This window comes from Nocardia crassostreae (assembly GCF_001613405.1).
GTDB lineage: Bacteria > Actinomycetota > Actinomycetes > Mycobacteriales > Mycobacteriaceae > Nocardia > Nocardia crassostreae.
Window position 1 is genome coordinate 1 of the sequence record NZ_BDCH01000029.1, and the last position, 24,803, is coordinate 24,803.

Annotated in this window: 21 protein-coding genes; 12 read left to right on the forward strand and 9 right to left on the reverse strand. The window is 67.1% G+C overall.

Annotated features, from left to right (window positions below; translation table 11 throughout):
• Positions 1–49: 49 nt before the first annotated feature.
• Positions 50–526 carry a cupin domain-containing protein gene (locus NC4_RS28290; protein WP_067544265.1) on the reverse strand — a complete coding sequence of 159 codons (477 nt, stop codon included), beginning with the start codon at positions 524–526 and terminating at the stop codon, positions 50–52.
• 73 nt (positions 527–599) lie between these two features.
• Between NC4_RS28290 and NC4_RS28295 the strand changes: the two genes are divergently transcribed.
• Positions 600–1,187, forward strand: a complete 588-nt coding sequence (locus NC4_RS28295) for a TetR/AcrR family transcriptional regulator (RefSeq protein ID WP_067544266.1) — start codon at positions 600–602, stop codon at positions 1,185–1,187.
• Here NC4_RS28295 and NC4_RS28300 read toward each other — a convergent pair.
• Positions 1,173–1,841 (reverse strand): AAA family ATPase, encoded by a 669-nt coding sequence (locus tag NC4_RS28300; RefSeq protein ID WP_067544268.1) that lies wholly within the window; start codon positions 1,839–1,841, stop codon positions 1,173–1,175. The two genes, NC4_RS28295 and NC4_RS28300, sit on opposite strands and share 15 nt — an antisense overlap.
• Before the next feature lie 395 nt (positions 1,842–2,236).
• On the opposite strand from NC4_RS28300, the gene NC4_RS28305 reads away from it, so the two are divergent.
• From NC4_RS28305 to NC4_RS28325, 5 genes are all read left to right on the forward strand, one after another.
• A complete protein-coding gene (locus NC4_RS28305) occupies positions 2,237–4,936 on the forward strand; it encodes a valine--tRNA ligase (protein WP_067544270.1) in 2,700 nt (899 codons plus the stop codon).
• Entirely contained in the window at positions 4,933–6,381 is a 1,449-nt protein-coding gene (gene folC, locus NC4_RS28310; protein ID WP_439957563.1) for a bifunctional tetrahydrofolate synthase/dihydrofolate synthase, read from the forward strand. Before NC4_RS28305 ends, folC begins: the two co-directional genes overlap by 4 nt.
• Positions 6,378–6,779 (forward strand): DUF4233 domain-containing protein, encoded by a 402-nt coding sequence (locus tag NC4_RS28315; protein WP_067544272.1) that lies wholly within the window; start codon positions 6,378–6,380, stop codon positions 6,777–6,779. Before folC ends, NC4_RS28315 begins: the two co-directional genes overlap by 4 nt.
• Before the next feature lie 99 nt (positions 6,780–6,878).
• On the forward strand, positions 6,879–7,295 hold the full coding sequence (gene ndk / locus NC4_RS28320; RefSeq protein ID WP_067544274.1) for a nucleoside-diphosphate kinase: 417 nt from the start codon (positions 6,879–6,881) through the stop codon (positions 7,293–7,295).
• Between the two features lie 534 nt (positions 7,296–7,829).
• The gene (locus NC4_RS28325) at positions 7,830–11,006 is read left to right on the forward strand and encodes a translation initiation factor IF-2 N-terminal domain-containing protein (protein WP_084529856.1); all 3,177 of its coding nucleotides are present in this window, start codon (positions 7,830–7,832) and stop codon (positions 11,004–11,006) included.
• Positions 11,007–11,067: 61 nt separating this feature from the next.
• On the opposite strand, the gene NC4_RS28330 is transcribed toward NC4_RS28325, so the two are convergent.
• Positions 11,068–11,475, reverse strand: a complete 408-nt coding sequence (locus tag NC4_RS28330) for a DUF3224 domain-containing protein (RefSeq protein ID WP_067544281.1) — start codon at positions 11,473–11,475, stop codon at positions 11,068–11,070.
• Between the two features lie 316 nt (positions 11,476–11,791).
• On the opposite strand from NC4_RS28330, the gene rplU reads away from it, so the two are divergent.
• The 5 genes from rplU to NC4_RS28355 all read left to right on the forward strand — a co-directional run bounded on the left by rplU (position 11,792) and on the right by NC4_RS28355 (position 16,020).
• Complete coding sequence (gene rplU / locus NC4_RS28335; RefSeq protein WP_067544282.1) at positions 11,792–12,103, forward strand: 50S ribosomal protein L21; 312 nt, start codon at positions 11,792–11,794, stop codon at positions 12,101–12,103.
• A gap of 40 nt (positions 12,104–12,143) precedes the next feature.
• Positions 12,144–12,410 carry a 50S ribosomal protein L27 gene (gene rpmA / locus NC4_RS28340; RefSeq protein ID WP_067544283.1) on the forward strand — a complete coding sequence of 89 codons (267 nt, stop codon included), beginning with the start codon at positions 12,144–12,146 and terminating at the stop codon, positions 12,408–12,410.
• Positions 12,411–12,561: 151 nt separating this feature from the next.
• Positions 12,562–14,013, forward strand: coding sequence for a GTPase ObgE (obgE, locus tag NC4_RS28345; RefSeq protein WP_067544759.1), 1,452 nt, complete (start codon positions 12,562–12,564; stop codon positions 14,011–14,013).
• A gap of 76 nt (positions 14,014–14,089) precedes the next feature.
• On the forward strand, positions 14,090–15,190 hold the full coding sequence (proB, locus tag NC4_RS28350) for a glutamate 5-kinase (RefSeq protein ID WP_067544761.1): 1,101 nt from the start codon (positions 14,090–14,092) through the stop codon (positions 15,188–15,190).
• A gap of 341 nt (positions 15,191–15,531) precedes the next feature.
• A complete protein-coding gene (locus NC4_RS28355) occupies positions 15,532–16,020 on the forward strand; it encodes a DUF4254 domain-containing protein (protein WP_245721983.1) in 489 nt (162 codons plus the stop codon).
• A 110-nt stretch (positions 16,021–16,130) separates the two neighbouring features.
• Here NC4_RS28355 and NC4_RS28360 read toward each other — a convergent pair whose 3' ends face one another.
• The 3 genes from NC4_RS28360 to NC4_RS28370 form a co-directional block, all read right to left on the reverse strand.
• Positions 16,131–17,228 (reverse strand): methyltransferase, encoded by a 1,098-nt coding sequence (locus tag NC4_RS28360; protein WP_067544284.1) that lies wholly within the window; start codon positions 17,226–17,228, stop codon positions 16,131–16,133.
• A gap of 108 nt (positions 17,229–17,336) precedes the next feature.
• On the reverse strand, positions 17,337–18,728 hold the full coding sequence (locus NC4_RS28365) for an MFS transporter (RefSeq protein WP_067544285.1): 1,392 nt from the start codon (positions 18,726–18,728) through the stop codon (positions 17,337–17,339).
• Positions 18,729–19,798: 1,070 nt separating this feature from the next.
• Positions 19,799–20,641 carry an NAD(P)H-binding protein gene (locus NC4_RS28370; protein ID WP_067544765.1) on the reverse strand — a complete coding sequence of 281 codons (843 nt, stop codon included), beginning with the start codon at positions 20,639–20,641 and terminating at the stop codon, positions 19,799–19,801.
• Between the two features lie 113 nt (positions 20,642–20,754).
• On the opposite strand from NC4_RS28370, the gene NC4_RS28375 reads away from it, so the two are divergent.
• Positions 20,755–21,237, forward strand: coding sequence for a MarR family winged helix-turn-helix transcriptional regulator (locus NC4_RS28375; protein ID WP_067544286.1), 483 nt, complete (start codon positions 20,755–20,757; stop codon positions 21,235–21,237).
• Here NC4_RS28375 and NC4_RS28380 read toward each other — a convergent pair.
• The 3 genes from NC4_RS28380 to NC4_RS28390 form a co-directional block, all read right to left on the reverse strand.
• Positions 21,234–21,413 (reverse strand): hypothetical protein, encoded by a 180-nt coding sequence (locus NC4_RS28380; protein WP_067544288.1) that lies wholly within the window; start codon positions 21,411–21,413, stop codon positions 21,234–21,236. The genes NC4_RS28375 and NC4_RS28380 overlap by 4 nt on opposite strands.
• 77 nt (positions 21,414–21,490) lie before the next feature.
• The gene (locus tag NC4_RS28385) at positions 21,491–23,590 is read right to left on the reverse strand and encodes a RecQ family ATP-dependent DNA helicase (RefSeq protein WP_439957568.1); all 2,100 of its coding nucleotides are present in this window, start codon (positions 23,588–23,590) and stop codon (positions 21,491–21,493) included.
• 583 nt (positions 23,591–24,173) lie between these two features.
• Positions 24,174–24,782 (reverse strand): TetR/AcrR family transcriptional regulator, encoded by a 609-nt coding sequence (locus NC4_RS28390; protein ID WP_067544290.1) that lies wholly within the window; start codon positions 24,780–24,782, stop codon positions 24,174–24,176.
• Between the last annotated feature and the right edge of the window lie 21 nt (positions 24,783–24,803).

Below are 24,803 nucleotides of genomic sequence, written 5' to 3' on the forward strand. Positions count from 1 at the left end.
CTTTTCGGTGTTGTGGATCCCAGCTCGTCCGCCTTTGGTGTCTTGGGGTTCAGGGCGTGTGCAGTTTGGGGACTTCGTACTGAATGTTGTGCTTCTCCGCGATGGGGTTGATCTTGGCTGGATCCAGCACCCCGTTGGTCAGGACTGCGGGGCCTGCTTCGAACAGGTCTTCCAGATAGCACTCCCATCCCCCGGGTGACGAGATTTGCAGCACTCGCGGTGGGGGTGAGGACGCGCAGCGCAGTGCGTGTGGAACGCCTTGGGGGAGTAGCACGAACATGCCTGCGGTGGCGGTGAGGGTGCGGTCGTCGAAGTCGACGCCGAGTACACCGTCGAGTACGTAGATGCATTCGTCGGCGGCGTGGTGGGTGTGCCGGGGGATGTCCCGGGCGAGGGTGACTTCCAGGAGGGAGAACCGTCCGTCGGTGTCGTCGGTGCTGGCTTTCACCGCGAAGGCGGGCGGCATGGGGATGCGACCGGGCCGTGCTTCGCCGGGCTGTAGGAGCAGGAAGCGATCGTGGGACATTGCTGATACCCTTTCCGCAAGAAATGGAAACGGAGTCCGAATCCGGTTCAAGATAAGCCGAGAGGGAACGTAGGTGTCAACCCCAGCGCGAAAGCCGCGCGCGGATGTGTCTCGCAACCGCGACCGGATCCTCGATGTCACCCGAAATCTGTTGGCCGAGCGCGGAAGTCACGTTCAACTCCCGGAAATCGCCCGCGTCGCCGGTGTCGGCACCGGCACCGTCTACCGCCATTTCCCCACCCAGGCCGACCTGATCGAGGCGATCGCCGCCGAACGGTTCGCCGAGATCGAACAGTTCGCCCGCGCCGAATGCCTGGCCAATGCCGCTGCGGGTCAAGCGCTGGCCCGCTACTTCCATCACGTCGGCGAGGTCTTGTCGGCCGACCGGGGACTCTCGGCCGCGATCGAATCGGTCCGTCACACCCCGGGCAGCGAACCGCGCGGCGAATCGCTCGCCCGCCTCGAATCCGTGATTGCGGATCTCATCGCCGCCGACCAGGCCGTCGGCACCCTCCGCGCCGACTGCACCCCCGCCGATGTCTACATGCTCGTCGGCGCTCTGTCCGCGACCATCCGCACCGGCAGCGGCGACTGGCGGCGCCTTCTCGACATCGTGCTCACCGGCCTGCGGCCACCCGGGCCCGTCTCACCGGGCGAATGAAATCCCCTGCAACTCAACCACATTCGTGCGATTCAGGATCACCACCGAATCCGGCGTCGGTCGCGGCATCACTCCCGCCGTCGCCAGATCGACCAGCCGCTGCCAACGCGCCACATGCCACTGGAAGCTGAGTCGCCCGACCTCGCGCCCGCGCGACACCTGTCCGGCCAGTGCGGCCTCCGCCGGTGCGTCGATCATGATCAGGTGCAGGGTGCGGCCGGTGTTCGCGGCCCACGCGGAGACCAGTCTGCGCACCCACTGCCGGGTTCCGCAGTCGTGAATCACCACCGGCCCGGCGGCTTCCCGCAGCGCTCTGCGAATCCGGGCGTAGTGCGTCACGTGCACGATCGGCAGCCACAGCGGGTACGGCACCCCGCCCAGTCGCCGATGCCACGAATTCCGCGAGTGCTGGGAGTCCAGCACCATTGCGCCTGCGGGGCTGACTGGTGGCTCGAAACCGTCGGCTGTCGCACCGAACAGTTTCTTCAGCGCCGTGCTCTTCCCGGCCCCGGGCACCCCGGTAATGATCACCGCGGCCCCTGCGGGATACCGCAATTCGCGAATCGCGTCGCCCCGCAGATCGTGTACCTGGTGCGGTGTCACCACGCGGGGCGCGGGGGAGCGTGGGGTGCCGAGTTCGAGCGGAGGGTTCATCCCTTTCATCGTCGGTGGCGGAAGGGGTTCCGGCAACCGGGATTCCCCTGAGATTTCACTGATCCATCACTGAGCGATCATTGTTTTCATCCCGACCGGTCACCCCCAATCGCGTGGAACGTCCGCAATCCGGTTGTGCGGCCTGGAGATCATGTGCGAACGCAACGCAGATGCAACGAATTGTGGCTTACCCTGGCCGATTTGGGCCGAACCTGAGAATTGCTTATGGATCCGGGGAGATCGCTCCGAACGGCGGTAGTCTGGCTGTCGAGGGCGGGGCTCTCGGTGTCCCTCATCCGCCGAGAGCTCCGCTCTCCGGCTCTCTGCCCCCGCGCCCTCGCCCATATCTCGGCGGCGATGAATGCGACCTGGATCTCAACACTTAGAATCGCACGGTGACCAGCACAGCCTCTGAGAACCCGCGTAATCGTGCCGAAGCCCTCCCCAAGAGCTGGAACCCCAGCGATGTCGAGGCCGACCTGTACGAGCGCTGGGTAGCCGCTGGTTACTTCACCGCCGATGCGAGCAGCGACAAGCCGCCCTACTCCATCGTGCTGCCCCCGCCCAACGTGACCGGCTCCCTGCACATGGGCCACGCCCTCGACCACACCCTCATGGACCTGCTCACCCGCCGCAAGCGCATGCAGGGCTTCGAGGTGCTGTGGCTGCCGGGCATGGACCACGCGGGCATCGCCACCCAGAACGTGGTGGAGAAGCAGCTGGCCGTGGACGGCAAGACCAAGGAAGACTTCGGCCGCGAGCTGTTCATCGACAAGGTCTGGGACTGGAAGCGCGAATCCGGCGGCCAGATCCAGGGCCAGATGCGCCGCCTCGGCGACGGCATCGACTGGAGCCGCGACCGCTTCACCATGGACGACGGGCTCTCCCGCGCCGTGCAGACCATGTTCAAGCGCCTCTACGACGCGGGCCTCATCTACCGCGCCGAGCGCCTGGTGAACTGGTCGCCCATCCTGAAGACCGGCATCTCCGATCTCGAGGTCGACTACAAGGACGTCGAGGGCGAGCTGGTGTCGCTGCGCTACGGCTCCCTGAACGACGACGAGCCGCATGTGATCGTGGCCACCACCCGCGTGGAGACCATGCTCGGCGATACCGCCGTCGCGGTGCACCCGGAGGACGAGCGCTACAAGCACCTCATCGGCACCACCCTCTACCACCCGATCACCGAGACGCAGATCCCGATCGTGGCCGACGACTACGTCGATCCCGAATTCGGCTCCGGCGCGGTCAAGATCACCCCGGCGCACGATCCCAACGACTTCGAGATCGGCCTGCGCCACAACCTGCCGATGCCGACCATCATGGACGACCGCGGCCGGATCGACGGTACCGGAACCGAATTCGACGGCATGGAGCGCTTCGAGGCCCGCATCGCGGTGCGCGAGCGCCTGGCCCGCGAAGGCCGCGTGGTCGCCGAGAAGCGTCCCTACATCCACTCCGTCGGCCACTCCGAGCGCTCCGGCGAGCCCATCGAACCGCGGCTGTCCATGCAGTGGTGGGTCAAGGTGGAAACCCTCGCCAAGGCCGCCGGTGACGCGGTCCGCAACGGCGATGTGAAGATCCACCCGACCAGCCAGGAACCGCGCTGGTTCGAGTGGGTCGACAATATGCACGACTGGAACATCTCCCGCCAGCTGTGGTGGGGCCATCGCATCCCGATCTGGTACGGCCCCGAGGGCGAGGTCGTGTGCCTCGGCCCGGACGAGCAGGCCCCCGAGGGCTGGGTGCAGGATCCGGACGTCCTCGACACCTGGTTCTCCTCCGGCCTGTGGCCGTTCTCCACCATGGGCTGGCCCGACGCCACCGCGGAGCTGGAGAAGTTCTATCCCACCAGCGTCCTCGTCACCGGCTACGACATCCTGTTCTTCTGGGTGGCCCGCATGATGATGTTCGGCATGCTGGTCTCCGACGATGCCGTCCTCACGGCGGGCAAGGACGCCAACCAGAAGCAGGTGCCGTTCCAGGATGTGTTCCTGCACGGCCTGATTCGCGACGAGCACGGCAAGAAGATGTCCAAGTCGCGCGGCAATGGCATCGACCCGCTGGACTGGATCAACGAATACGGCGCGGACGCAACCCGATTCACCCTGGCGCGCGGCGCACAGCCGGGCGGCGACCTGTCGGTGGGCACCGCGCACGTGACCGCCTCGCGCAGCTTCGTGACAAAGCTGTTCAATGCCACCAAGTTCGCGCTCATGAACGGCGCGGTCACCGGCGAGCTGCCCGCCCGGGACACCCTCACCGATACCGATCGCTGGATCCTGGACCGCCTCGACGAGGTCGTCGACGAGGTCGACGCCGCCATCGACCGCTACGAGTTCGGCAAGGCCTGCGAGGCGCTCTACCACTTCGCGTGGGACGAATTCTGCAGCTGGTACCTGGAATTGGCCAAGGTGCAGTTCGCCGAGTCGGATGAGCGCGCGGCCAGTACCCGCCTGGTGCTCGGCAATGTCCTGGATTCCGTGCTGCGCCTGCTGCATCCGGCCATTCCGTTCGTCACCGAATCGCTCTGGCAGGGCCTCACCGAGGGCGCCGAGGGCGAATCCATCGTGATCGCCGCGTGGCCGCAGGCTTCCGGCGCGACCGCCGACGCCACCGCCGCCCGCCGCATTGCCGACACCCAGAAGCTGATCACCGAGATCCGCCGCTTCCGCAGCGATCAGGGCCTGGCCGACAGCCAGAAGGTGGCCGCCAAGCTCATCGGCCTGGATGTCGCGGATGTGCTCGCCCAGCAGGCCGAGGTCGCCAACCTGGCCAAGCTGACCGCCCCCGGTGACGATTTCGCCGCCACCGCCGCGGTCGAGGTGCGCCTGACCAATGGCACGGTCACCGTGGAGATCGACACCTCCGGCACCGTAGACCTGGACGCCGAGCGCCGACGCCTGGAGAAGGATCTCGCCGCCGCGCAGAAGGAATTGGCCGGTACCACCGCCAAACTCGGCAACGAGGCCTTCCTCGGCAAGGCGCCCGAGGATGTGGTCGCCAAGATCCGGGCCCGCCAGGAGATCGCCGCCTCCGAGGTCGAGCGCATCAGCGCCCGCCTGCAGGAGATCGCCAAGGGCAACGGCAAGTGAACGGCGAACCGGAGCGCCAGTACGCCGAGGGCGCGCCGCTGACCAGCGGCACGTCCCCGGTGGATCTGGCCGAAATGGCCTTGGTCGAGGCCGAACTCGACCAGCGCTGGCCGGAAACCAAGATCGAGCCGTCGCTCGCCCGCATCTCCACCCTCATGGATCTGCTCGGCTCGCCGCAGCAGGGCTACCCGGCCATTCATACCGCGGGCACCAATGGCAAGACCTCGGTCACCCGCATGATCGACTCGCTGCTCACCGCCCTGCACCGGCGCACCGGCCGCATCACCAGCCCGCACCTGCAGTTGGCCACCGAGCGCATCGCCATCGACAACGCGCCCATCACCCCGGGCCGCTATGTCGAGGTCTATCGCGAACTACAGCCGTTCATCGAGATGATCGACAAGCAGTCCGCGGCGGCGGGCGGCCCGGCCATGAGCAAGTTCGAGGTGCTCACCGGCATGGCCTACGCCGCCTTCGCCGAGGCCCCCGTCGATGTCGCGGTCGTCGAGACCGGTATGGGCGGCACCTGGGACGCCACCAATGTGATCGACGGCCAGGTCGCCGTCATCACTCCGATCGGGCTGGACCACACCGACTATCTCGGACCGGATCTGACCTCCATCGCGGGGGAGAAGGCCGGAATCATCAAGAAGGCCGCCGACGACGGCCTGGTACCACGCGACACCGTCGCCGTCATCGCCCAGCAGGAACCCGAGGCCATGGAGGTGCTGCTGCGCCGCGCCGTCGAGGTGGACGCCGCGGTGGCGCGCGAGGGGTCGGAGTTCCAGGTCCTGACGCGGTGCGTGGCCGTCGGCGGCCAGGTCCTGGAACTCCAGGGCCTCGGCGGCGTCTACGACGAGATCTTCCTGCCGCTGCACGGTGAACATCAGGCCCGCAATGCGGTGCTGGCGCTGGCCGCCGTGGAGGCCTTCTTCGGCGCGGGTTCCGCCCGCCAGCTCGATATCGATGCCGTGCGAGCCGGTTTCGCCGCCGCCGTCAGCCCCGGCCGCATGGAGCGCATGCGCAGCGCGCCGACCATCTTCCTCGACGCCGCGCACAATCCGCAGGGCGCGCAGGCGCTGGCGGCCACGCTGACAACGGAATTCGACTTCCGCAAACTGGTCGGCGTCATCGCCGTCCTGGGCGATAAGGACGCGGGCGGCATTCTCGACGCCCTGGAGCCGGTCTTCGACGCGATCGTCGTCACCGAGAACGGGTCCCCCCGCGCCCTGCCCGTGGACGACCTCGCCAACCTCGCCGTTCAGCGCTTCGGCGACGAGCGCGTCGCGGTCGCCGCCGACCTGGCCGATGCCATCGAGACCGCCATCGCCCTCGCCGAAGAGGGGGAGGATGGTGAAATGGTCTCCGGCTCCGGCATTGTGGTGACCGGTTCGGTCGTCACCGCCGGGGCGGCCCGCTCCCTCTTCGGAAAGGATCCCGCGTGACCGAGGACAAGCAGCCGGTGCCCGCACCCGCGACCGACCCGTGGAAGGGCTTCCGCGGGGTGATGGCCGGGACGCTCATCCTCGAGGCCATCACCGTGCTGCTCGCGCTGCCGGTGGTCTCCGCCGTCGGCGGCGGGCTGCGCTGGTGGTCGGTGCTGTTCCTGGTCGGGCTGGCCGTGCTCATGATTCTCGGCGCGGGCGTGCAGAAGCGGTCGTGGGCCATCGCCTTCAACCTTGCGCTCCAGGTCCCGCTGCTGATAGGCGGTTTCATCCACCTGTCGATCCTCATCATCGGCGTGGTCTTCGCGGCGGTCTGGCTGTTCATCCTCTTCCTGCGCGCCGATGTGAAGAAGCGCATGGACGCGGGTCTGCTGCCCAGCCAGCGCACCGCCTCCTGACGGCCGGAAGATCCTCTTCGTCCCACTCCTCGGCCCCGCTGTCCCATGACCGCGGGGCCAGGATTATTTCTGCGGCATTCCGGCGGCTACGCTTGCGCCGTGACTGAGCAGACGTTGGTACTCATCAAGCCGGACGGCGTTGCCCGGGGCCTGGTCGGGGAGATCATCACCCGCATCGAGCGCAAGGGTCTGAAGATCGCCGCCCTCAAGCTCGTGAATGTCTCCGAGGAGCTGGCCGGCCAGCATTACGCCGAGCACGCCGAGAAGCCCTTCTTCGGCTCGCTGATCGAATTCATCACCTCCGGCCCGGTCGTCGCGGCCGTGCTCGAGGGCCCGCGCGCCATCCCAGCCTTCCGCCAGATCGCGGGCGGCACCGACCCGGTCGAGAAGGCCGTCCCGGGCAGCATTCGCGGCGACTACGCCCTGGAAACCCAGTTCAACCTCGTGCACGGCTCCGACTCGCCCGAGTCCGCCAAGCGTGAGATTTCCCTCTGGTTCCCCGAATTCGCGCTCTGAGCTCTTCCCCGGGGAGCTGAGCTCCCCGAATCCGAGAAAGATCGGGGGCCAGGCCCCCGAACCCCCGCAGGTGAGTGCGGTTCGACGGGCGTCGGCCACCCTCCTTCGGGTTTGAGGGGCTTGCCCCCGAGAGTCCAGAGAGTGGGCGCCAACCGCGTCGTGGGCGCGACGCCCCGACGTGGTGTGGGATACTGGCAACGGATATCGCCGACGCTCGCCGTTAGCGGCAGGTGGAGGGGGATATTCGATTGACACCGCGGAGCGACGGACGATCATCGCTGCCGCCGACGGCTTCAAAGACTCGGCTGTCGGCACGCACGCTGGATGAACGCTCGTGACGCGGAGTTGAGCCAACCAACCAGGCGCCATGCGGCCAGTTAGCCCGAACGACGAACAAAAAGGTGATAACGGGCCGCGCGGCGCACAGACCATCGCTCTCGCGCCCTGACAAGGCGCGTGACCGAGTAAACAGCGCCCCCGCGTCGGCCGCGTCACTCTCCCAGGGACGCGCCCGGGGGCCCCGAGGGAGATTTCGTGGCCGATCGAGAGCCGCAGGAAGCATCGCAGGTGAATGCCGAAGGGGAGGCCGCGGACACCATCCCGGCTGCCGAACAGTTGCCGGAACGGATCCGTGTGCACGCACTGGCGAAGTTGCTGGGAGTCACCAGCAAGAAGATCCTGGCCCACCTGACCGAGATGGGCGCGCAGGCGCGCAGCCCGCAGTCGAGTCTGGACCGCACGGTCGCCGAGACCGTCCGCGACGCCTTCGGGCCGCGGGCTGTCGAGCCGTCCGCCGCACCGCAACCCATTGCCGAGACGACCGTCGACGCGGCCATTGCCGCCGGTGACGATCGGGCCGCCGATGAACTGGCGGCCGAGGAGGTCGAAGCCGCCGCGGCCGAGACCGCCGATTCCGCGCCGGGCGCCCGCCAGGCGAAGCTGTTCACCAGCCCGTTCCAGCAGCCGGAACCGCAGGCCGCCGAACCGGTCACCTTCCAGCCCGCCGCCATGGTGGCCGCGCCGCTGTTCCTGTCGCCGGATGTCGCCGCCGCCGAGGAGACGCGCCGCAAGCTGCGCGCCGAGCGCAAGACCAAGGTCGAGGACCGCAAGACCGACGACCGCAAGGCGGATGATCGCAAGACCAAGGTCGAGGAGACCGTCGCCGAGGAGAAGGCCGCCGAGGCCACCGAATCCGACGAGACGGACGACGAGAACGATTGGGACGGCGACGAGTCCCGCGAGCAGCGCGGTGAGAGCACCTCGCGCCGCCGCCGTCGCGGTCGCCGCGGTCGTGGCCGCGGTCGCGGTGAACAGCACAGCGATGCCGACGGTGACGACGCCGACGCCGAGTCCGACGAGGCGATCGCGAACGAGAACATCGACGGCGACGAGCCCGACACCGATGCCGAGGACGACGACGAGTCGGCCGCCGTGCCGGAGGGTTCCAGCAGCCGTCGCCGCCGTCGCCGTCGCCGCCGCAAGGGCGGGGAGGACCCCGAGGTCGAGGCCGCCGACGACGATCCGCCGAACACCGTCGTGCACGAGCGCGAACCGCGCAGCAAGCGCCGCGCCGCCGCCAAAGAGGTGGACGAGGTGCAGGGCATCAGCGGGTCCACCCGCCTGGAGGCCAAGCGCCAGCGCCGCCGTGACGGCCGCGAGGCCGGTCGCCGCCGTCCGCCCATCCTGACCGAATCCGAGTTCCTGGCCCGCCGCGAATCGGTGGACCGGGTGATGGTGGTGCGCGAGAAGCACTTCCCCGATCACCCGTCGAACACCATCCAGGTGGCGGTGCTCGAGGACAACATCCTGGTCGAGCACTTCGTGACCAGCACCGGTTCCGCGTCCATGGTCGGCAATGTGTACCTGGGCAAGGTGCAGAACGTGCTGCCCTCCATGGAGGCGGCGTTCGTCGATATCGGCCGCGGCCGCAATGGCGTGCTGTACGCGGGCGAGGTGAACTGGGAGGCCGCCGGTCTCGGCGGTAAGGAACGCAAGATCGAGCAGGCGCTCAAGCCGGGTGACACCGTGCTGGTGCAGGTCTCCAAGGATCCGATGGGCCACAAGGGCGCTCGCCTGACCACGCAGATCAGCCTGGCCGGTCGCTTCCTGGTGTACGTGCCGGGCGGCACGTCCACCGGTATTTCGCGCAAGCTGCCCGATACCGAGCGCAAGCGGCTCAAGGAGATCCTGCGCGATATCGTCCCGCAGGATGCCGGGGTCATCATCCGTACCGCGTCGGAGGGCGTCAGCGAACCCGAGCTGGCCCGCGATGTGGAGCGGCTGCAGCAGACCTGGCGCACCATCGAGGAACAGGGCAAGCAGGGTTCGGGCGCGCCCAAGACCCTCTACGAGGAGCCCGACCTGCTGGTCAAGGTCGTGCGCGACCTGTTCAACGAGGACTTCTCCAAGCTGGTCATCGAGGGCGAGCGCGCCTGGACCACCGTGGAGAACTACGTCCGCACCGTCGCCCCGGACCTGCTGGCCCGCGTCGAACGCCACGACAACAACGGCGTCGACGTGTTCGGCAGCTTCCGCATCGACGAGCAGCTGGCCAAGGCCCTCGATCGCAAGGTGTGGCTGCCCTCGGGCGGCACCCTGGTGATCGACCGCACCGAGGCCATGACGGTCATCGACGTCAATACCGGCAAGTTCACCGGCGCGGGCGGCTCCAACCTGGAGGAGACCGTCACCCGCAACAACCTGGAGGCGGCCGAGGAGATCGTCCGCCAGATGCGGCTGCGGGATATCGGCGGCATGATCGTCGTCGACTTCATCGACATGGTCCTCGAATCCAACCGGGATCTGGTGCTGCGCCGCCTGACCGAGGCCCTCGGCCGCGACCGCACCCGGCACCAGGTCTCCGAGGTCACCTCGCTGGGCCTGGTCCAGATGACCCGTAAGAAGCTGGGCACCGGCCTCGTCGAGGCGTTCTCCACCACCTGCGAGCACTGCCACGGCCGCGGCATCCTGGTGCACAACTACCCGGTCGAATCGGCTCCGGCCGAGGAGGGCGTCGGCCGTCGCGAGGGTTCGCGCCGCCGCCGCAAGGACCGGGGCGCGGCCGCCGCCGAGACCCCGGCTCCGGCCGAGACCCCGGTGGCCGAGGAGCCCAAGGAGACCAAGGAGAAGGTCGCCGCCAAGCGCGCCCATCCGGTCGCCCTGGCCATGGCCGCCCATCACCACGAGGACGAGGACGCCGAGTCCGTTGCCGACGAGGTGGCCGCTGCCGAAGCGGGCGTGGCCGCCGCCGAGGTCGCGGGCGCCGAGGCGGAAGCCGTCGCGCGGACCGAGGTCGTCGCGAAGGCAGAGACCAATGGAACCGCTCCGGCCGCAACCGAACCCGAGACCGTCTCGGAAGCGGCGGACGAGGCCGCGGACGCGGTGGTCGAGCCGGAGGCCGTCACGGCCGCCGCCGAGGCCGCGGTCACGGTGACCGAGGCCCAGGCCGCCGAGCCGAAGATGGCCGTCGCCGAGACCGAGGTCGCCGCTCCCGCGGCCGGTCGCCGCCCGCGCCGCCGTGTGGCCCGCACCCCCGCGGCCCCGGCCGCGGACAGCACGAGCGCCGTCTTCGTGATCTCCAGCGCGGACAAGCCCGAAACCCCGGCCCTGTCGTTCGACGACATCGCCCCGGCTCAGGTGCCCCCGCGCGCTCGCCCGCGCCGCCGTACGGCGGGCCGCCCGGCGGGCGCTCCGGAGGACGCGAACAAGTAGTGACGAAAGGCAAGTTGCCCCGCCGTTCTCGACGGCGGGGCCACTGTTGTTTTCGGCCGGATCAGCTCAGCTCGTAGTCGAACCAGATCCGGTGCGTCCCATCGGCGTCCACCGCGATACCGCCGGTACCGGTGATACCGGTCAGCTCGTCCGTGCCGCTGCCCGCCACGATCACGAAGAATTCGGCGCTGCGATCGGAGCCCGTGGTGGAGGCCGAGTGCGCGAAGTTGCAAGCGCCGGTCCTGCCGCCGACGGAGCCCTCGAACGATTCCATGGCCAGGTAGGTCCCGGCCCCGGACGCCTCGTCGTAGGCGGAGGTGAACACTGTCGCGGCCCGGCCGGAGATCTCGCCCTCGAAGTGCTTCTCCATCAAGGCCACCCCGACCGGCATACCGGTCGTTATGGCCGGATCGGGGGCCACCTCGGCGGGTGTGAAGGATTTGACGGTGAAGGTTCCGCTGGCTCGCATGTCAGGAGCGTATCCGGGGTGGGCTCGACCGATCTTGGAAGAATGCGACAGTCGTGGTGGTGAGCTCGGCAACCCCAGTTTGGAGGGGGTGGGTGAGGTCTTGTAGTCTTGGACAGTCGCTGCCCCCGGTGACAGCAGTCTGCGCTGAGATCGTAAGTGCTGTTAGAGCGTGGGCCCCGGTTCGTATTAGAGCCATCGGCCTGAGGCGGCGGTGAATACCAGACCAGTCGCGTGGCGGTTTCCGATGTTAGTCGGAGGCACAGCCGCGTGAGAACAGTGCCGAGCACTAGTACGAAGAAAGAAGGGCAGCCGACCGATGGCAACGTACGCAATCGTCAAGACCGGCGGAAAGCAGTACAAGGTCGCGGTTGGTGACCTGGTGAAGGTCGAGAAGCTCGAGGGTGAGCCGGGCACGTCCGTGTCGCTGTCGCCGGTGCTCGTTGTCAACGGCGCCGAGCTGACCACCGATGCGGCTGCGCTGGCCAAGATCACGGTGTCCGCCGAGGTGGTCGATCAGACCAAGGGCCCGAAGATCCGCATCCACAAGTTCAAGAACAAGACCGGCTACCACAAGCGTCAGGGCCACCGTCAGAAGCTGACGGTCCTGAAGGTCACCGGCATCAAGTAGTCCGACCAGGGGTGCGAACCCCGGCACGAGGAGTTCTGAAATGGCACATAAGAAGGGTGCATCCAGCTCGCGCAACGGTCGCGACTCGAATGCCCAGCGGCTCGGTGTGAAGCGCTTCGGCGGTCAGACCGTCAAGGCCGGCGAGATCCTGGTTCGCCAGCGTGGCACGCACTTCCACCCCGGCGTCAATGTCGGCCGTGGCGGCGACGACACGCTGTTCGCTCTCGAGGCGGGCGCGGTCCAGTTCGGCACCAAGCGTGGCCGCAAGACCGTGAACATCGTGGTCCCGGAGCCGGTGTCGGCCTGACGCCGCCCCGGAGCTAATCCACACACTTTCCGAAGCGGGTCAGGGTTGTGAGTAACCCTGGCCCGTTTTGGTGTTTCAAAGACCCGGACCCCGCGACACAACGGCGGGAGCGAACGCAGACGACTAGTGCTGAAGGAGGATGATCACCGATATGTCCAAATTCATCGACCGCGTCGTACTGCACGTGCGTGCGGGCAAAGGCGGGCACGGGTGTGCTTCGGTGCGCCGCGAGAAGTTCATGCCATTGGGCGGGCCCGATGGCGGCAATGGCGGCAATGGCGGGGATGTGATCCTCAAGGTCGACCCGAATGTGCACACCCTGCTGGACTTCCACTTCCACCCCCATGCCAAGGGCGGCAATGGCAAGCCCGGCGAGGGCAGCAACCGCAATGGCAAGCAGGGCGACGGGCTGCTGCTGAAGGTGCCGGACGGCACCGTGGTCATGAGCACCGACGGCGAGGTGCTGGCGGATCTCATCGGCGTGGGCACCCAGTATATCGCGGCCCGGGGCGGGCGCGGCGGTCTGGGCAATGCGGCGCTGGTGTCGAAGGCGCGCAAGGCGCCGGGATTCGCGCTGCTCGGCGAGGACGGCGCGGAACGCGATCTCGTCCTCGAACTGAAGTCGGTGGCGGATGTGGGCCTGGTGGGCTTCCCGTCGGCCGGTAAGTCCTCCCTCGTCTCGGTGCTCTCGGCCGCCAAGCCGAAGATTGCCGACTACCCGTTCACCACGCTGGTGCCGAATCTCGGTGTGGTGCAGTCGGGCGATACCACCTTCACCGTGGCCGATGTGCCCGGTCTGATTCCCGGCGCCAGCGAGGGCCGCGGTCTGGGCCTGGACTTCCTGCGGCACCTGGAGCGCTGCGCGGTGCTCGCCCATGTGGTGGACTGCGCCACGCTGGAGTCGGACCGTGATCCCATCTCGGATGTGGACGCGCTCGAGGCCGAACTGGCCGCCTATCAGCCCGCGTTGAAGGGTGATGCGAGCCTGGGCGATCTGGCCGACCGGCCGCGCGTGGTCATCCTCAACAAGGTCGATGTGCCCGATGCCGATGAGCTCGCCGATATGGTGACCCCGGAATTCGAGAAGCGCGGCTGGCCGGTGTTCAAGATCTCGGCCGTGAGCCGGGAAGGCTTGCGCCCCTTGACCTTCGCGCTGGCCGATATGGTGCGCGAATACCGCGAATCGCGCCCGGTGGTCGAGCCGACCCGTCCGGTCATCCGCCCGATCGCCAAGGGCGACAGCGGTTTCCGTGTCATTCCGGATCCGGAGGTGGAGGGCGGCTTCATCGTCCTCGGCGAGCGTCCGGAGCGCTGGGTGCGGCAGACCCAGTTCGACAACGACGAGGCCGTGGGCTACCTGGCCGATCGCCTCGCCCGCCTGGGCGTGGAGGACGAGCTGGTGAAGCTGGGCGCCGAGCCGGGCGCGTCGGTGACCCTCGCCGACTACTGCTTCGACTGGGAGCCGTCCATCTTCGCCGGTGTGGACACGCTCCTGACCCGGCGCGGCGTGGACCCGCGCCTGGATCAGAACGAGCGCATCGGCGCGGCCGAGCGCAAGCACGCCTCGCGGGTGCGGCGTGGCCTGGTGGACGACGACGAATAGTACGACCGGCGACTCATCGCGGGCGAATTGAGGTGTGGTGCAAGTGAGTTCGGGTATCACGCGGGTGGATTTCGGGTTGAGCGAAGCCCGGGAGGCCATCGCGACGGCGCGCAGTGTGGTCGTGAAGATCGGGTCCTCGGCGCTGACGAGCCTCGAGGGCGGGCTGGACACCGATCGGCTGGACAAGCTGGCCGATGCGGTGGAGGCCCGCATGCGGGCGGGATCCGATGTGGTGGTGGTGTCCTCGGGCGCCATCGGCGCGGGTATCGCGCCGCTCGGATTATCCAAGCGCCCAAAGGATCTGGCCACCAAGCAGGCGGCGGCGAGCGTCGGCCAGCTGGCCCTGGCGCATGCCTGGGGCACCTCGTTCTCGCGATACGGGCGCGTGGTCGGGCAGGTGCTGCTGTCGGCCGGTGACTTCGGGCGGCGCGAGCATCACCGCAATGCGCAGCGCACCCTGGACCGGCTGCGGTCGCTGCACGCCATTGCCGTGGTGAACGAAAACGACACTGTCGCAACCGAAGAGATCCGTTTCGGCGACAACGACCGCTTGGCGGCGCTGGTGGCGCACCTGGTCGGCGCGGATGCGCTGGTGCTGCTCTCGGATGTGAACGGCCTCTACGACGGCGATCCGCGCAAGGGTTCGGCCAATTTCATTCCGGAGGTGCGCAGTAGCGCCGATCTGGACGGCGTGATCGCCGGGACCGGCGGGGCCCTCGGCACCGGCGGAATGGCCTCCAAGCTGGGCGCGGCGCGGCTGGCGGCCGATGCCGGGGTGCCGGTGCTGCTGGCCGAGGCCTCCGATGCGGCCGCCGCGCTCTCGGGCGCGACCGTCGGCACCGCCTTCGCCGCGCGCCCGGTTCGCTTGTCCGCCCGCAAGTTCTGGGTGCGGCATGCGGCCGACAGTCACGGCGCGGTGCATATCGACGCGGGTGCGGTGCACGCGGTCGCGGAGCAGCGGCGGTCGCTGCTGGCCGCGGGTATCACCGATGTGCACGGCCGCTTCTACGGCGGCGACGTCATCGACCTGATCTCCCCGGACAACAAGATCGTCGCGCGCGGGGTGACCGCCTATGACAGTGATGAGCTGGAAGCGGTGAAAGGTCGTTCGACGGGCGAACTTCCGGACAGCATGAAGCGTCCGGTGGTGCATGCCGACGATCTGGTGAAGATCTAGCGCGCCGAACCCCGGCGGCTACCTCCCAAATAGTCTGCGTACCAGTCGGTTTCCTGTGATCGACCAATCTGGTCGGTTTCGTATATCCGGCTTTTCCGATCCGCATGAGCGTGTCGGTCGGCGCGGCGGGCTGAGGGGCGACGGAAGGCCATGGAAAGGGCAGTGGGCGGACCGCGTTCACAGCGCATTCTGGAATTGCACCCGGCGCCCGCATCGAGATGTGCCCTTCGCCGATAGCGGATGCTTGGATCCGGTGCGGTCCGCCCTTGCCGCACCGGGCTCGCGGTCCGGCTTCCGCCACGCGGAGCGCCGGGTGCGCCCGCACCGCCGTGGAGGTAGGGATGTACATATCCGAACCGGACAATTCACAGTGGCGGGCGAGTGGTCGTGAGAACGTCTTCGAGAATCGCCCCCTGCTGCCGGATTGGCATGAACTGCTGGCCGCCTTCTGCGGTCATATCGGTGATCAGGCCGACGACCATCCGGTGACCCGCTGGGCCCGATCCCTGGCCGAATTGCATTTGGCCCGCCGGAATCAGCCCGGTGATGCGGGTGGCATCGACGAACTACGTTCCCGGGTCGTCACTTTCATCGACGAATGGGTGGCGAGCCGGGCGCTGCGGAGGGGTGCAGCGCGCGCCGAATCCCTCGGGGCGATGATCGACGCGATGGCGGCCGCACACGTGCGGGCGGTGCACCTGCTGCGGACAGCGGAGCAGGTGTCGGATGAACAGGTGCATGCGGCGTGGTTTCTGCTGGCGCAGTTGGCCGATGGCTGGACCGACCGGGCGGCCGGGGTCGTCGAGGCGCGCATGCGGCGTTCCGCGTGAGAGCGGGCGCGGCATGATGGCAGGGGTGCGTGGCGTGGGGCGGTGATCGGCGCAGGGGGCCGGTCACCGTTGCGAGGCGCGTCAGTGGTCGCCGCGCCGCGCGCGGGGGGTCACCGCGCCGGACGTGCCACCAGAATGGTGTCGGGCGCTGCGGTGCCGACGGCGCGTTCCAGCTGGAACCCGGTGTGTTCCAGTAGTTTCCGATACTTCGCCAGGGTGCGTTCCCGCCCCGTGGCCCGCACCAGCATCTCCAGATCGATGAACTTGCCCGCGTGCGGCCGCCCGTGTTCGGGCAGTACGACCTCGATGACGAGCAATGCGGCATCGGGTTCCATGGCCGTGCGCACCGTGCGCAGAATCGATTCGGCCTCGGCCTCGGACCAGTCGTGCAGAATGTGCTTGAGAATATAGGCGCCGCCGCCCTTGGGCACGGCCTCGAAGAACGATCCGGATTCCACCGAAATCCGTTCCTCCAGACCGAGTTCGGCAAAGCGTCCCGGCAAGTCCCGCACCACCTCCGGCAGGTCGAACACGATGCCGTGCCCGCTCGTTCCGCGCCGCAGGATATCGACGAGCAGGCTGCCCTGCCCGCCGCCGACATCGACGAGGGTGCCGAAACCCCCGAAATCGTAGGCGGCCAGCAGCGGTTCCACCGACAGCGTGCTCACGCTGGTCATGCCGCGATCGAACAGCTCACCCAGATCCCGGTGTGCCGCAGCGTATTCGAAGAAGGATTGATCCCCGCGCACCTCGTTCACGGGCCGTCCGGTGCGCACCGAATCGACCAGATGGGTCCAGCGATCGCGGTGGTATTCCGACCCGAAGAATCGAATCAGATCCCGCAGCGAGACATCGGCGTCGCCGCGCAGCCCGCGCGCGATCGGCGTCAGGGCGTAGGCCCCGTCGCGCCGCTGCTTGAAGATATCGAAGCTGATGAGCAGCCGCATGAGCCGCCGCAGCGCATCCTCGTCCGCGCCGACAGCGCGCGCGAGCTCCTCCGGCCGCTTTGCTCCGCCGTCCAGCGCATCGGCGATCCCGAGCTCCGCCGCCGCATAGATGGCCTGCGACAGAAACCCTGTCATCTGCAGCTCCAGCAGCGCGACGGGCCCCGGCACCAGCCGCCGGTGCAGCGCGGCCAGCTCATCGCGGAACAACCCGAGTGCGCGCAGCACCGGGAGCGGCGGAACCCTGGATGACGCGGATGCCATGGCGAACTCCCACAGTCGGCGCGATTGTCGCGGACCGATAGCAGCCTACGCCCGCCCCGCGGAGTAGGACGGGCGATCAGCTGCGCGTCGGCCGAACACGCGGACCGTTCAGTGCGACTCGCGGAGGGCGTGGCGAGGCAACAGCCGGACCACGACGCAGCACACAGCGGTGATACCGGCAACGGTGGCCAAGGCGGCCGTGGCGCCACCGGTGGTGTGGAAATACACGGTGGTGACGGCGGCCGCCCCGAGACTGTTGGCGAGTTGCTGCACCGCCGACAGCGACCCACTGGCACTACCCGATTCGCTCGGATCGATATCGCCGAGGGTGACCTGGTAGATGCTGCCGAAGCAGGCGCCCAGACCGAGGCCGGTGAGAAATACCGGGGCGATGAGCATCCAAGGTGCGGGCTCGGCGGCCGCGACCAGAGCCAGCAACGTGAGCGTGCCGATCAACGTGAGCCCCAGCCCGATGGCAACCAGCTTCCGACCAAGGCGAGCAAGCAACTGATGCGCCGCGATCGAAGCGACAATGATGCCAGCGGCAATGGGCGCCAGCCCGAGCGACGTCTGCGCCGGACTCCGGTGCAGCACATCCTGCAGGTAGAGCGACAACACGAACAGCAGCCCGGATGTCGCAGCGTAGTAGACCAAGCCGAGCAACAGCCCAGAGGTGAATCCGCGATTCCGCAGCAGCGACGGCTCGATCAAGGGGCTGGTGGCAGCACGCTGGCGCAGCCCGAACAACACGAAGAAGACGAGCCCGGCAACGAAGGACAAGACAGGCCCAGCCGACCAGCCGTGTGCGGCCCCGTCGATCAGCCCGTAAAGCACACCCAACATGGCGGCCGCCAGCAATCCGGAACCGAGACCATCCACGGCCACACCGCGATCACCGGAGTCCCGGGGGAGCAGCCGAACAGCAAGCCCGATAGCAAGCCCGCCGAGCACGATATTGATCAAAAACATCGACCGCCAGCCAAGCCCGAAAAGATCCGCGTCGATGAGGAACCCAGCAAGCAGCGGCCCGCCGATAGCAGACAGCCCGAGCGCAGGCGCGAAAACCCCGAAAGCCTTGGCAAGTTCATCGCGGGGAAAGACCGCAGCGAGAATCCCGAACCCCTGTGGGATGAGCAGCGCCCCGAAACCACCTTGCAGCACCCGGAACACGATGACGGAAGAGGGATCGAACGCAACCCCACATGCGATGGAAGCAACTGTGAAGCCGGTAATCCCGATCAGAAACAGCCGCCGCCGCCCGAACTTGTCGCCGAGCCGCCCACCAACAACCAGAAGTACCCCCATCGCAAGCGAGTAGGAAGCGCCGAGCCACTGAACTAGCGCGGCCCCACCGCCGAGATCAGCGGCAATGGTAGGCGCAGCGATATTGGTGATGGTCGCATCGAGCAGATCAAGGATGGAAGCGAAGAGAACAACGGCGAGCACAGCCCAGCGGGCGCGCACCGCGGCACGCGAGCCAGCGGCCGTAAGTGTAGACATGAATTACCTTGCAGAAGAGGAGCTGCGCACCGAGCGCAGCTGAAACCAATTGTGTTAGAAGACCGCACCGCGGTCCGCCGCAGGCGAACGCGCAATGGACCAGCTGCGACCGGGTTGACGAATACCGGCCATGGAGACGACGGGAGTAATGTCTGCCCGAGCGAGGATTCGGTGGTGATGCTGAATCGCGCGAATGTGCATGACTTGCAGGGGATTTCATTCGAGTGATGAGCGCACCCGAGAGGTGAGAGGGCTGGTCTGATCAGGATCGCTCGTGCTGTGTTTAATTTGCCCTCCGCTTCGCTCCGGGCGGGGGTTCGGGCCTCTAAGTCTCGATTTTTCCCTCCCTCCGCGCACGTCTGTGCTCCTCCGCTTCGCTCCCCCGCACAGACGCACGCTCCACTCAGTCCAAAATCGAGACGGCCCCAACCCTGACAGAACTGCCCGAAGAGAATTCCCTACACCAAGACGAACTGGCATGACACGCGCATGGGATTGCACCAACAGTCAACGACAGTTCGCCTCCGGCGGACATTGCAGATATGCCACGACGAACTTGGCGAGTGTTGTTCTTGCTTGTCTTCCCACGGCCGCAAATGTCCGCCGAAGGCGAACCCCGAACGACGGTTGACGCATGCCCGTCAGCTGCGCAAGGCGGTCGACAGCAATCCTGTTGACAGATTTCTACCCCGCCATGAAAGCGCGGTAACTGCAGGGAATTCCGTTCGAGCAGTTCTGTCAGGGTCGGGGCCGTCTCGATTTTGGACTGAGTGGAGCGTGCGTCTGTGCGGGGGAGCGAAGCGGAGGAGCACAGACGTGCGCGGAGGGAGGGAAAAATCGAGACTTCGGGGCCCCGACCCCCGCCCGGAGCGAAGCGGAGGGCAAATTAAACACAGCACGAGCGGTTCTTGGAGGAATTGCCCTCGAAACCGTTTGCGCATCCACAGTCTTGCGGCACCAGCCGGTCGATATGGTCTGTTATGCGCTTGGCAGTGAGCAACTTTGGGGTTGGTCTGTCGGCGGGTACTCGCAATACCGGCCGGTTCAAGCCAGGCTTGTCTCACCAGTAATCACTGGCGCGAGAACGCATCTGCGTTTTCACGAACCCACTGGGAGAAAGTGCGTGCCGGGTTTCCGAGCAGGTTCTCGGTGGTATCGGCAACAGGTGCAGGATTGTTCGTTGCGGCGGCCCAGTAGTCGAGCAACGAGCCAACAAAAGCGGCTGGCATGTGCTGGCCCATGTGCTGCTCGGCTTCAATCCGGGTGATCTGGTGCATGGGGATATCACGCTCGAGGACCTCGGACACGACAGCGAGCTGTTCCCGGAAGTTGAGCAGCTGAGGCCCGGTGAGAGTCACAGTGCGCCCGCACAAGTCACCCCCGGTCAGAGCCGCGACAGCGACATCCGCGATATCCGCCGGGTGGATGACCGCCATGGCCGCATCCGGATAAGCATGCTCGATAGGCAGCCCCTTGCTGATGAAGTGAGCCCACCCAAAAGCATTGGTGGCAAAGCTATCCGGCCGCAGCACGGTGACCGTGAGCCCCGAACCCGCCAGCGCCCTTTCGACAGCCAGATTGTGTATAGCCAGCGGGTCGGTTTCTGCGTCGGGCCCGAGAACCGACGAGGAGGACAGCAGAACGACGTGTTCCACCCCCGCCTCTTCAGCGGCGGCAATGAAGGCGTCGATGCCCGCCGGTTCGGGATAGAGAAAGACCTGGGTAATGCCCTTCAAAGCGCCCTCGAAGGTCTCAGGAGCATCGAGCCGAAGCTCGGCGATATCGACTCCGGCGGGGACGGTGAGGGCGGCCGGATCCGCGCTGGCTGCGCGAACAGGTAGTTCAGCGGCCGCGAGAGCGCCGATGATGGCCTGGCCGATCTTGCCGCGAGCGCCGGTGACGAGGGTGGTCATGAAGTTCTCCATTCGAGAGTCAATGTATGTGTTTCCATACATATACATGCTGTCATGCACATGATTGCGTGTCAACACATGTCTTCATCCCCTCATGGATATACGATGCGCATATGACCCCAAAGCCCACGCGAACCGCCGACGACCTGCTCAACGCGGTAGGCCCGGCCTTCAGCAAGCTGCGGCGAACCTCGCTACTCGAGGTGGAGAACCCCATCTCCGCCAAGGACCTGAGCCGCACCCTCGTGCTCAACCTGGTCCTGGAACACAGCAAGGACACAGAGGTCACCGTCGGCATGGTCGCCGAACTCCTCGGCGTCGACCCCTCGGTCGCCAGCCGCATGGTCAGCGACAACATCAAAGCGGGCTATCTCGTGCGCGCCGCCTCCCAGCAGGACGGCCGCCGCACGGTCCTGGAACTCAGCGCCGACGGCCGCGACCTCATGACGCGCTTCCGCAAACACCAGCGCGACGCCTTCGACTACATCACCGCGGACTGGTCGGAGCAGGACCGCCTCGAATTCGCGCGCCTCATGCTCCAATACGTGGATTCCCTTGCGGGACTGAAGGAACGCGGCCTGGCGAAGGACGCCTAGAACCCCAGCCCGTACTTCCGGACGAAGTCCTCGGTCTCGTCCACATGCGGCACACCGTGCGCGAAAGCACCCGGATCGACCGCCTTCTCCTCGATCCAGATCGTCGGCTCGGCGGGCAGCCGCCGCCAGTGCGCACGGGGATCGGGCTCGGCGTCGCGCGGCTCCGGTTCCGTCATGATCGCCTCCTTCCGCCCCGCCGATTCTACTGTCCGGTGAGATATCCCCAGATCGGGGCCTGTATGCCCGGCACTCGTCAGGAAGGCGTCGCCAAGGCGAAGGGCAGCACCGCATCGGCACCGGCCGAGCGCAGAGTTCGAGCGGCCATGGTCAGCGTCCAGCCGCTGTCGGTCACCGCGTCGACGAGTAGAACCGGCCCGTCCACCGCGCTGAGATCGGGCGTCTCCCAGGCATTGTGGAGAGCCGCCACCCGATGCGCGGAATTGGCGGCCGAAATCGGTGGAATATCCGGGCGCAAGTGCAGCACGCCCAGATCGCGCAACCGCCCGATCTGCGCGAGGCGGGCGGCGAGGGAGGTGGTGAGCTGCCGATGCCGCGGATTGTCCAGGGCGATGACCGCGGTCGGCCGCTGCGCCCAATCCCATTCGCGCAGCACGATGGTGCAGGCTTTGAAGACTTCTTCCGGAACGGGCCCGTCCGGGCCGTCGAGCAGCCCGCGCAGCCGCTGCCCCCAGCCGAGATCACTGAGGCGGCCCAGTACCCGCCCCGTCTCCGCCCCATTGGAAATCTTGCCGGACAAGGAGATTCCGAGCTTCGCCATCCCCGTCGGCCACTGTTTGCGCGGCGCGAGGTCGATACCGGGCCGGTCCAGCCGGGCGCGAATCGCGGCCAGGTCGGCGGTGTCGACGGCGGTGTCCTGGCGGGTTCCGGTGCAATTGTCGCAGCGCCCGCAGCCCGGAGCGTCCGCCGTGAGGCCCGGATCGTCGAGTTGGCCGCGCAGGAAGTTCATCCGGCACTCGCCGGTGGATTGATAGTCGACCATGGCCTGCTGCTCGGATTCCCGCGCAATGCTCAGCCGCTCATAGCGTTCGGTGTCGTATCGCCAAGGTTGGCCGGTGCCGATCCAGCCGCCGCGTACGCGGCGTACCGCACCGTCCACATCGAGGACTTTGAGCACCATCTCCAAGCGGGACCGGTTGAGCTCGACCAGCGGTTCCAGGGCCGCGGTGGACATGGCGCGATTGGAATCCAGCGCGTCGAGCACCGACCGCACCACGTGCTCACGTGGAAACGCCACGGAGGCGAAGTAGCTCCAGATGCGGCGATCCTCGGGCCCGGGCAGCAGCACCACTTCGGCGCGTTCGGTACCGCGACCCGCACGGCCGACCTGCTGGTAGTAGGAGATCGGCGAGGAGGGCGCACCGACGTGCACGACGAACCCGAGATCGGGCTTGTCGAAACCCATTCCGAGCGCGGAGGTGGCGATGAGGGCCTTGACTTCGTTGTTCAGCAGCGCCGCTTCGAGGGCTTCGCGCTCGGTGGGATCGGTCTGGCCCGTATAGGCGGCGACGTGATGACCGTGCGAATTCAGCACATCCGCCAGATCGTGGGCCGCCGCGACGGTCAGGGCGTACACGATGCCCGATCCGGGGAGGTCGTGCAGCCGCTTGCTCAGCCAGGCCGTCCGTTCCACCGCATCCGGAATGCGCACCACCGACAGATGCAGCGATTCTCGGTCGAGCGTTCCGCGCAGCACCAGGGTGTCGGTGCCGATTTGCGTCGCCACATCGGTCACCACCCGGTCGTTGGCGGTGGCGGTGGTGGCCAGCACCGGCACGTCCGAGCCGAGATCGGCGATGAGCGTGCGAATCCGCCGATAGTCGGGGCGGAAGTCATGTCCCCAGTCGGACACGCAGTGCGCCTCGTCGATCACCACCAGGCCTGCGTCGGCGGCCAGCTTCGGCAGGACCGAATCGCGAAAGTCCGGATTGTTCAATCGCTCTGGGCTGACCAGCAGGACATCGACTTCCCCGGCTGCCACCCGAGCGTGAATCTCATCCCACTCGGTGACATTGCCGGAGTTGATGGTCGCCGCGACTACTCCTGCCCGCTCGGCGGCCGCTACCTGGTTACGCATGAGCGCCAGCAATGGCGACACGATCACTGTTGGCCCCCGGCCCGCCGCCCGCAACAGCTTCGCTGAAATGAAGTACACCGCGGACTTGCCCCACCCTGTGCGCTGCACCACCAACGCCCGTCGCTTCTGCACCACCAGCGCCTCGATAGCGGTCCACTGATCCTCCCGTAGCCGCGCCCCTACCCCCGCCAGCTCCCGCAGCAGCCGTTCGGCATCCTCCCGCAAGTCGCCGGAGGTTGTGGTCGAGGTCGCGCCGATCGAGGTCACGCGCTCCATCGTGCCTCACCCCGCCGACAGCCCGGAGCAACCCCGGAACCTCGCACCCCAACACTCCGGTGTTGCTCCCTGTCGATCCTGGAATGCATGCTGCGGGTGAGCTGTCAATCCTGTCGCCCCAGCTCGGCCCTCAAGAATCGCTCGTGCTGTGTTTAATTTGCCCTCCGCTTCGCTCCGGGCGGGGTTTGGGCCCCTGAGTCTCGATTTTTCCCTCCCTCCGCGCACGCCGGAGCTCCTCCGCTTCGCTCCCCCGCTCCGACGCACGCTCCGCTCAGTCCAAAATCGAGACGGCCCAAACCCACCCAGACATGCACCAATACCCTTCCCTGCAGTTACCTTGTTGTGCGCGGCGGATAGAACTCTGCCAACAGGATTGCTGTCGACCGCTGTGTGTAGCGGACGGGCTTGCGTCACCTGTGGTTCGGGGTTCGCCTTCGGCGGACAGGACGAGATGGCGGGAAAGACCCCGGCCTGCTGGTGGACCAACCCTGTTATGGGATGTGGGCCAAGGCGGTGATGGGGACCAGCCCTCCCGCTTCGCGCTGGTCAGGTCGGCCGCGACCTCTCAGTGTGCGGCGGCTAGATGTGCACTTACCATCGTGCGAACCAGGGTCTCCATCGGTGGCCAGGGGAAGCTGGGCCGATCCTGTCGGAGGATGATCAGCCCGTGCATTCCCGCCCAGATGCAGGCGGCGGTTGCGGCGGGATCAGCGCTCCCGCATGCGCCCACCGAATCTGCGAGCAGTTGAAACGTTGCCAGACCCGGCATTCGATCCAGGGTGGGTTCCCACCCGGGTGTTCCGGCCGTCCCGAAGAGGACCCGGTAATGCCCCGGATGTTCTAATCCGTATTCCACGTAAGCCCGGCAGAGCGCCGAGAGCTGTTCGTCCGCATGGTCTTCCGCGTGTGCATCGACCGCGGCAATAAGCACCTCGTGTAATTCCGCGAACCGAACCACGTACACCGCCGTGAGCAAATCCTGACGATCAGCGAAGTGTAGATACAAACTCTGCGGTGCGATCCCCACCTTCCTGGCGACGGCGCGCAGCGACAGCGCCTCCACTCCTTCCAGATCCTCCAGCAACCGACTGGCTGCCTCGACGAGTTCGGTTCGCAGTCGGGCGCCTTCGCCGCGGCGGTTGCGATTGCGGGTGGCGGGAGATTCGTTCGACACCTTGACAGTCTAACAAGACAA

Bases quoted from the DNA above. Each gene is read 5' to 3' on its own strand.
- NC4_RS28290 (WP_067544265.1), bottom strand. From the start codon at position 526: ATGTCCCACGATCGCTTCCTGCTCCTACAGCCCGGCGAAGCACGGCCC.
- NC4_RS28300 (WP_067544268.1), bottom strand. From the start codon at position 1,841: ATGAACCCTCCGCTCGAACTCGGCACCCCACGCTCCCCCGCGCCCCGC.
- NC4_RS28330 (WP_067544281.1), bottom strand. From the start codon at position 11,475: ATGCGAGCCAGCGGAACCTTCACCGTCAAATCCTTCACACCCGCCGAG.
- rplU (WP_067544282.1), top strand. From the start codon at position 11,792: ATGGCAACGTACGCAATCGTCAAGACCGGCGGAAAGCAGTACAAGGTC.
- rpmA (WP_067544283.1), top strand. From the start codon at position 12,144: ATGGCACATAAGAAGGGTGCATCCAGCTCGCGCAACGGTCGCGACTCG.
- obgE (WP_067544759.1), top strand. From the start codon at position 12,562: ATGTCCAAATTCATCGACCGCGTCGTACTGCACGTGCGTGCGGGCAAA.
- NC4_RS28355 (WP_245721983.1), top strand. From the start codon at position 15,532: ATGTACATATCCGAACCGGACAATTCACAGTGGCGGGCGAGTGGTCGT.
- NC4_RS28360 (WP_067544284.1), bottom strand. From the start codon at position 17,228: ATGGCATCCGCGTCATCCAGGGTTCCGCCGCTCCCGGTGCTGCGCGCA.
- NC4_RS28365 (WP_067544285.1), bottom strand. From the start codon at position 18,728: ATGTCTACACTTACGGCCGCTGGCTCGCGTGCCGCGGTGCGCGCCCGC.
- NC4_RS28370 (WP_067544765.1), bottom strand. From the start codon at position 20,641: ATGACCACCCTCGTCACCGGCGCTCGCGGCAAGATCGGCCAGGCCATC.
- NC4_RS28375 (WP_067544286.1), top strand. From the start codon at position 20,755: ATGACCCCAAAGCCCACGCGAACCGCCGACGACCTGCTCAACGCGGTA.
- NC4_RS28380 (WP_067544288.1), bottom strand. From the start codon at position 21,413: ATGACGGAACCGGAGCCGCGCGACGCCGAGCCCGATCCCCGTGCGCAC.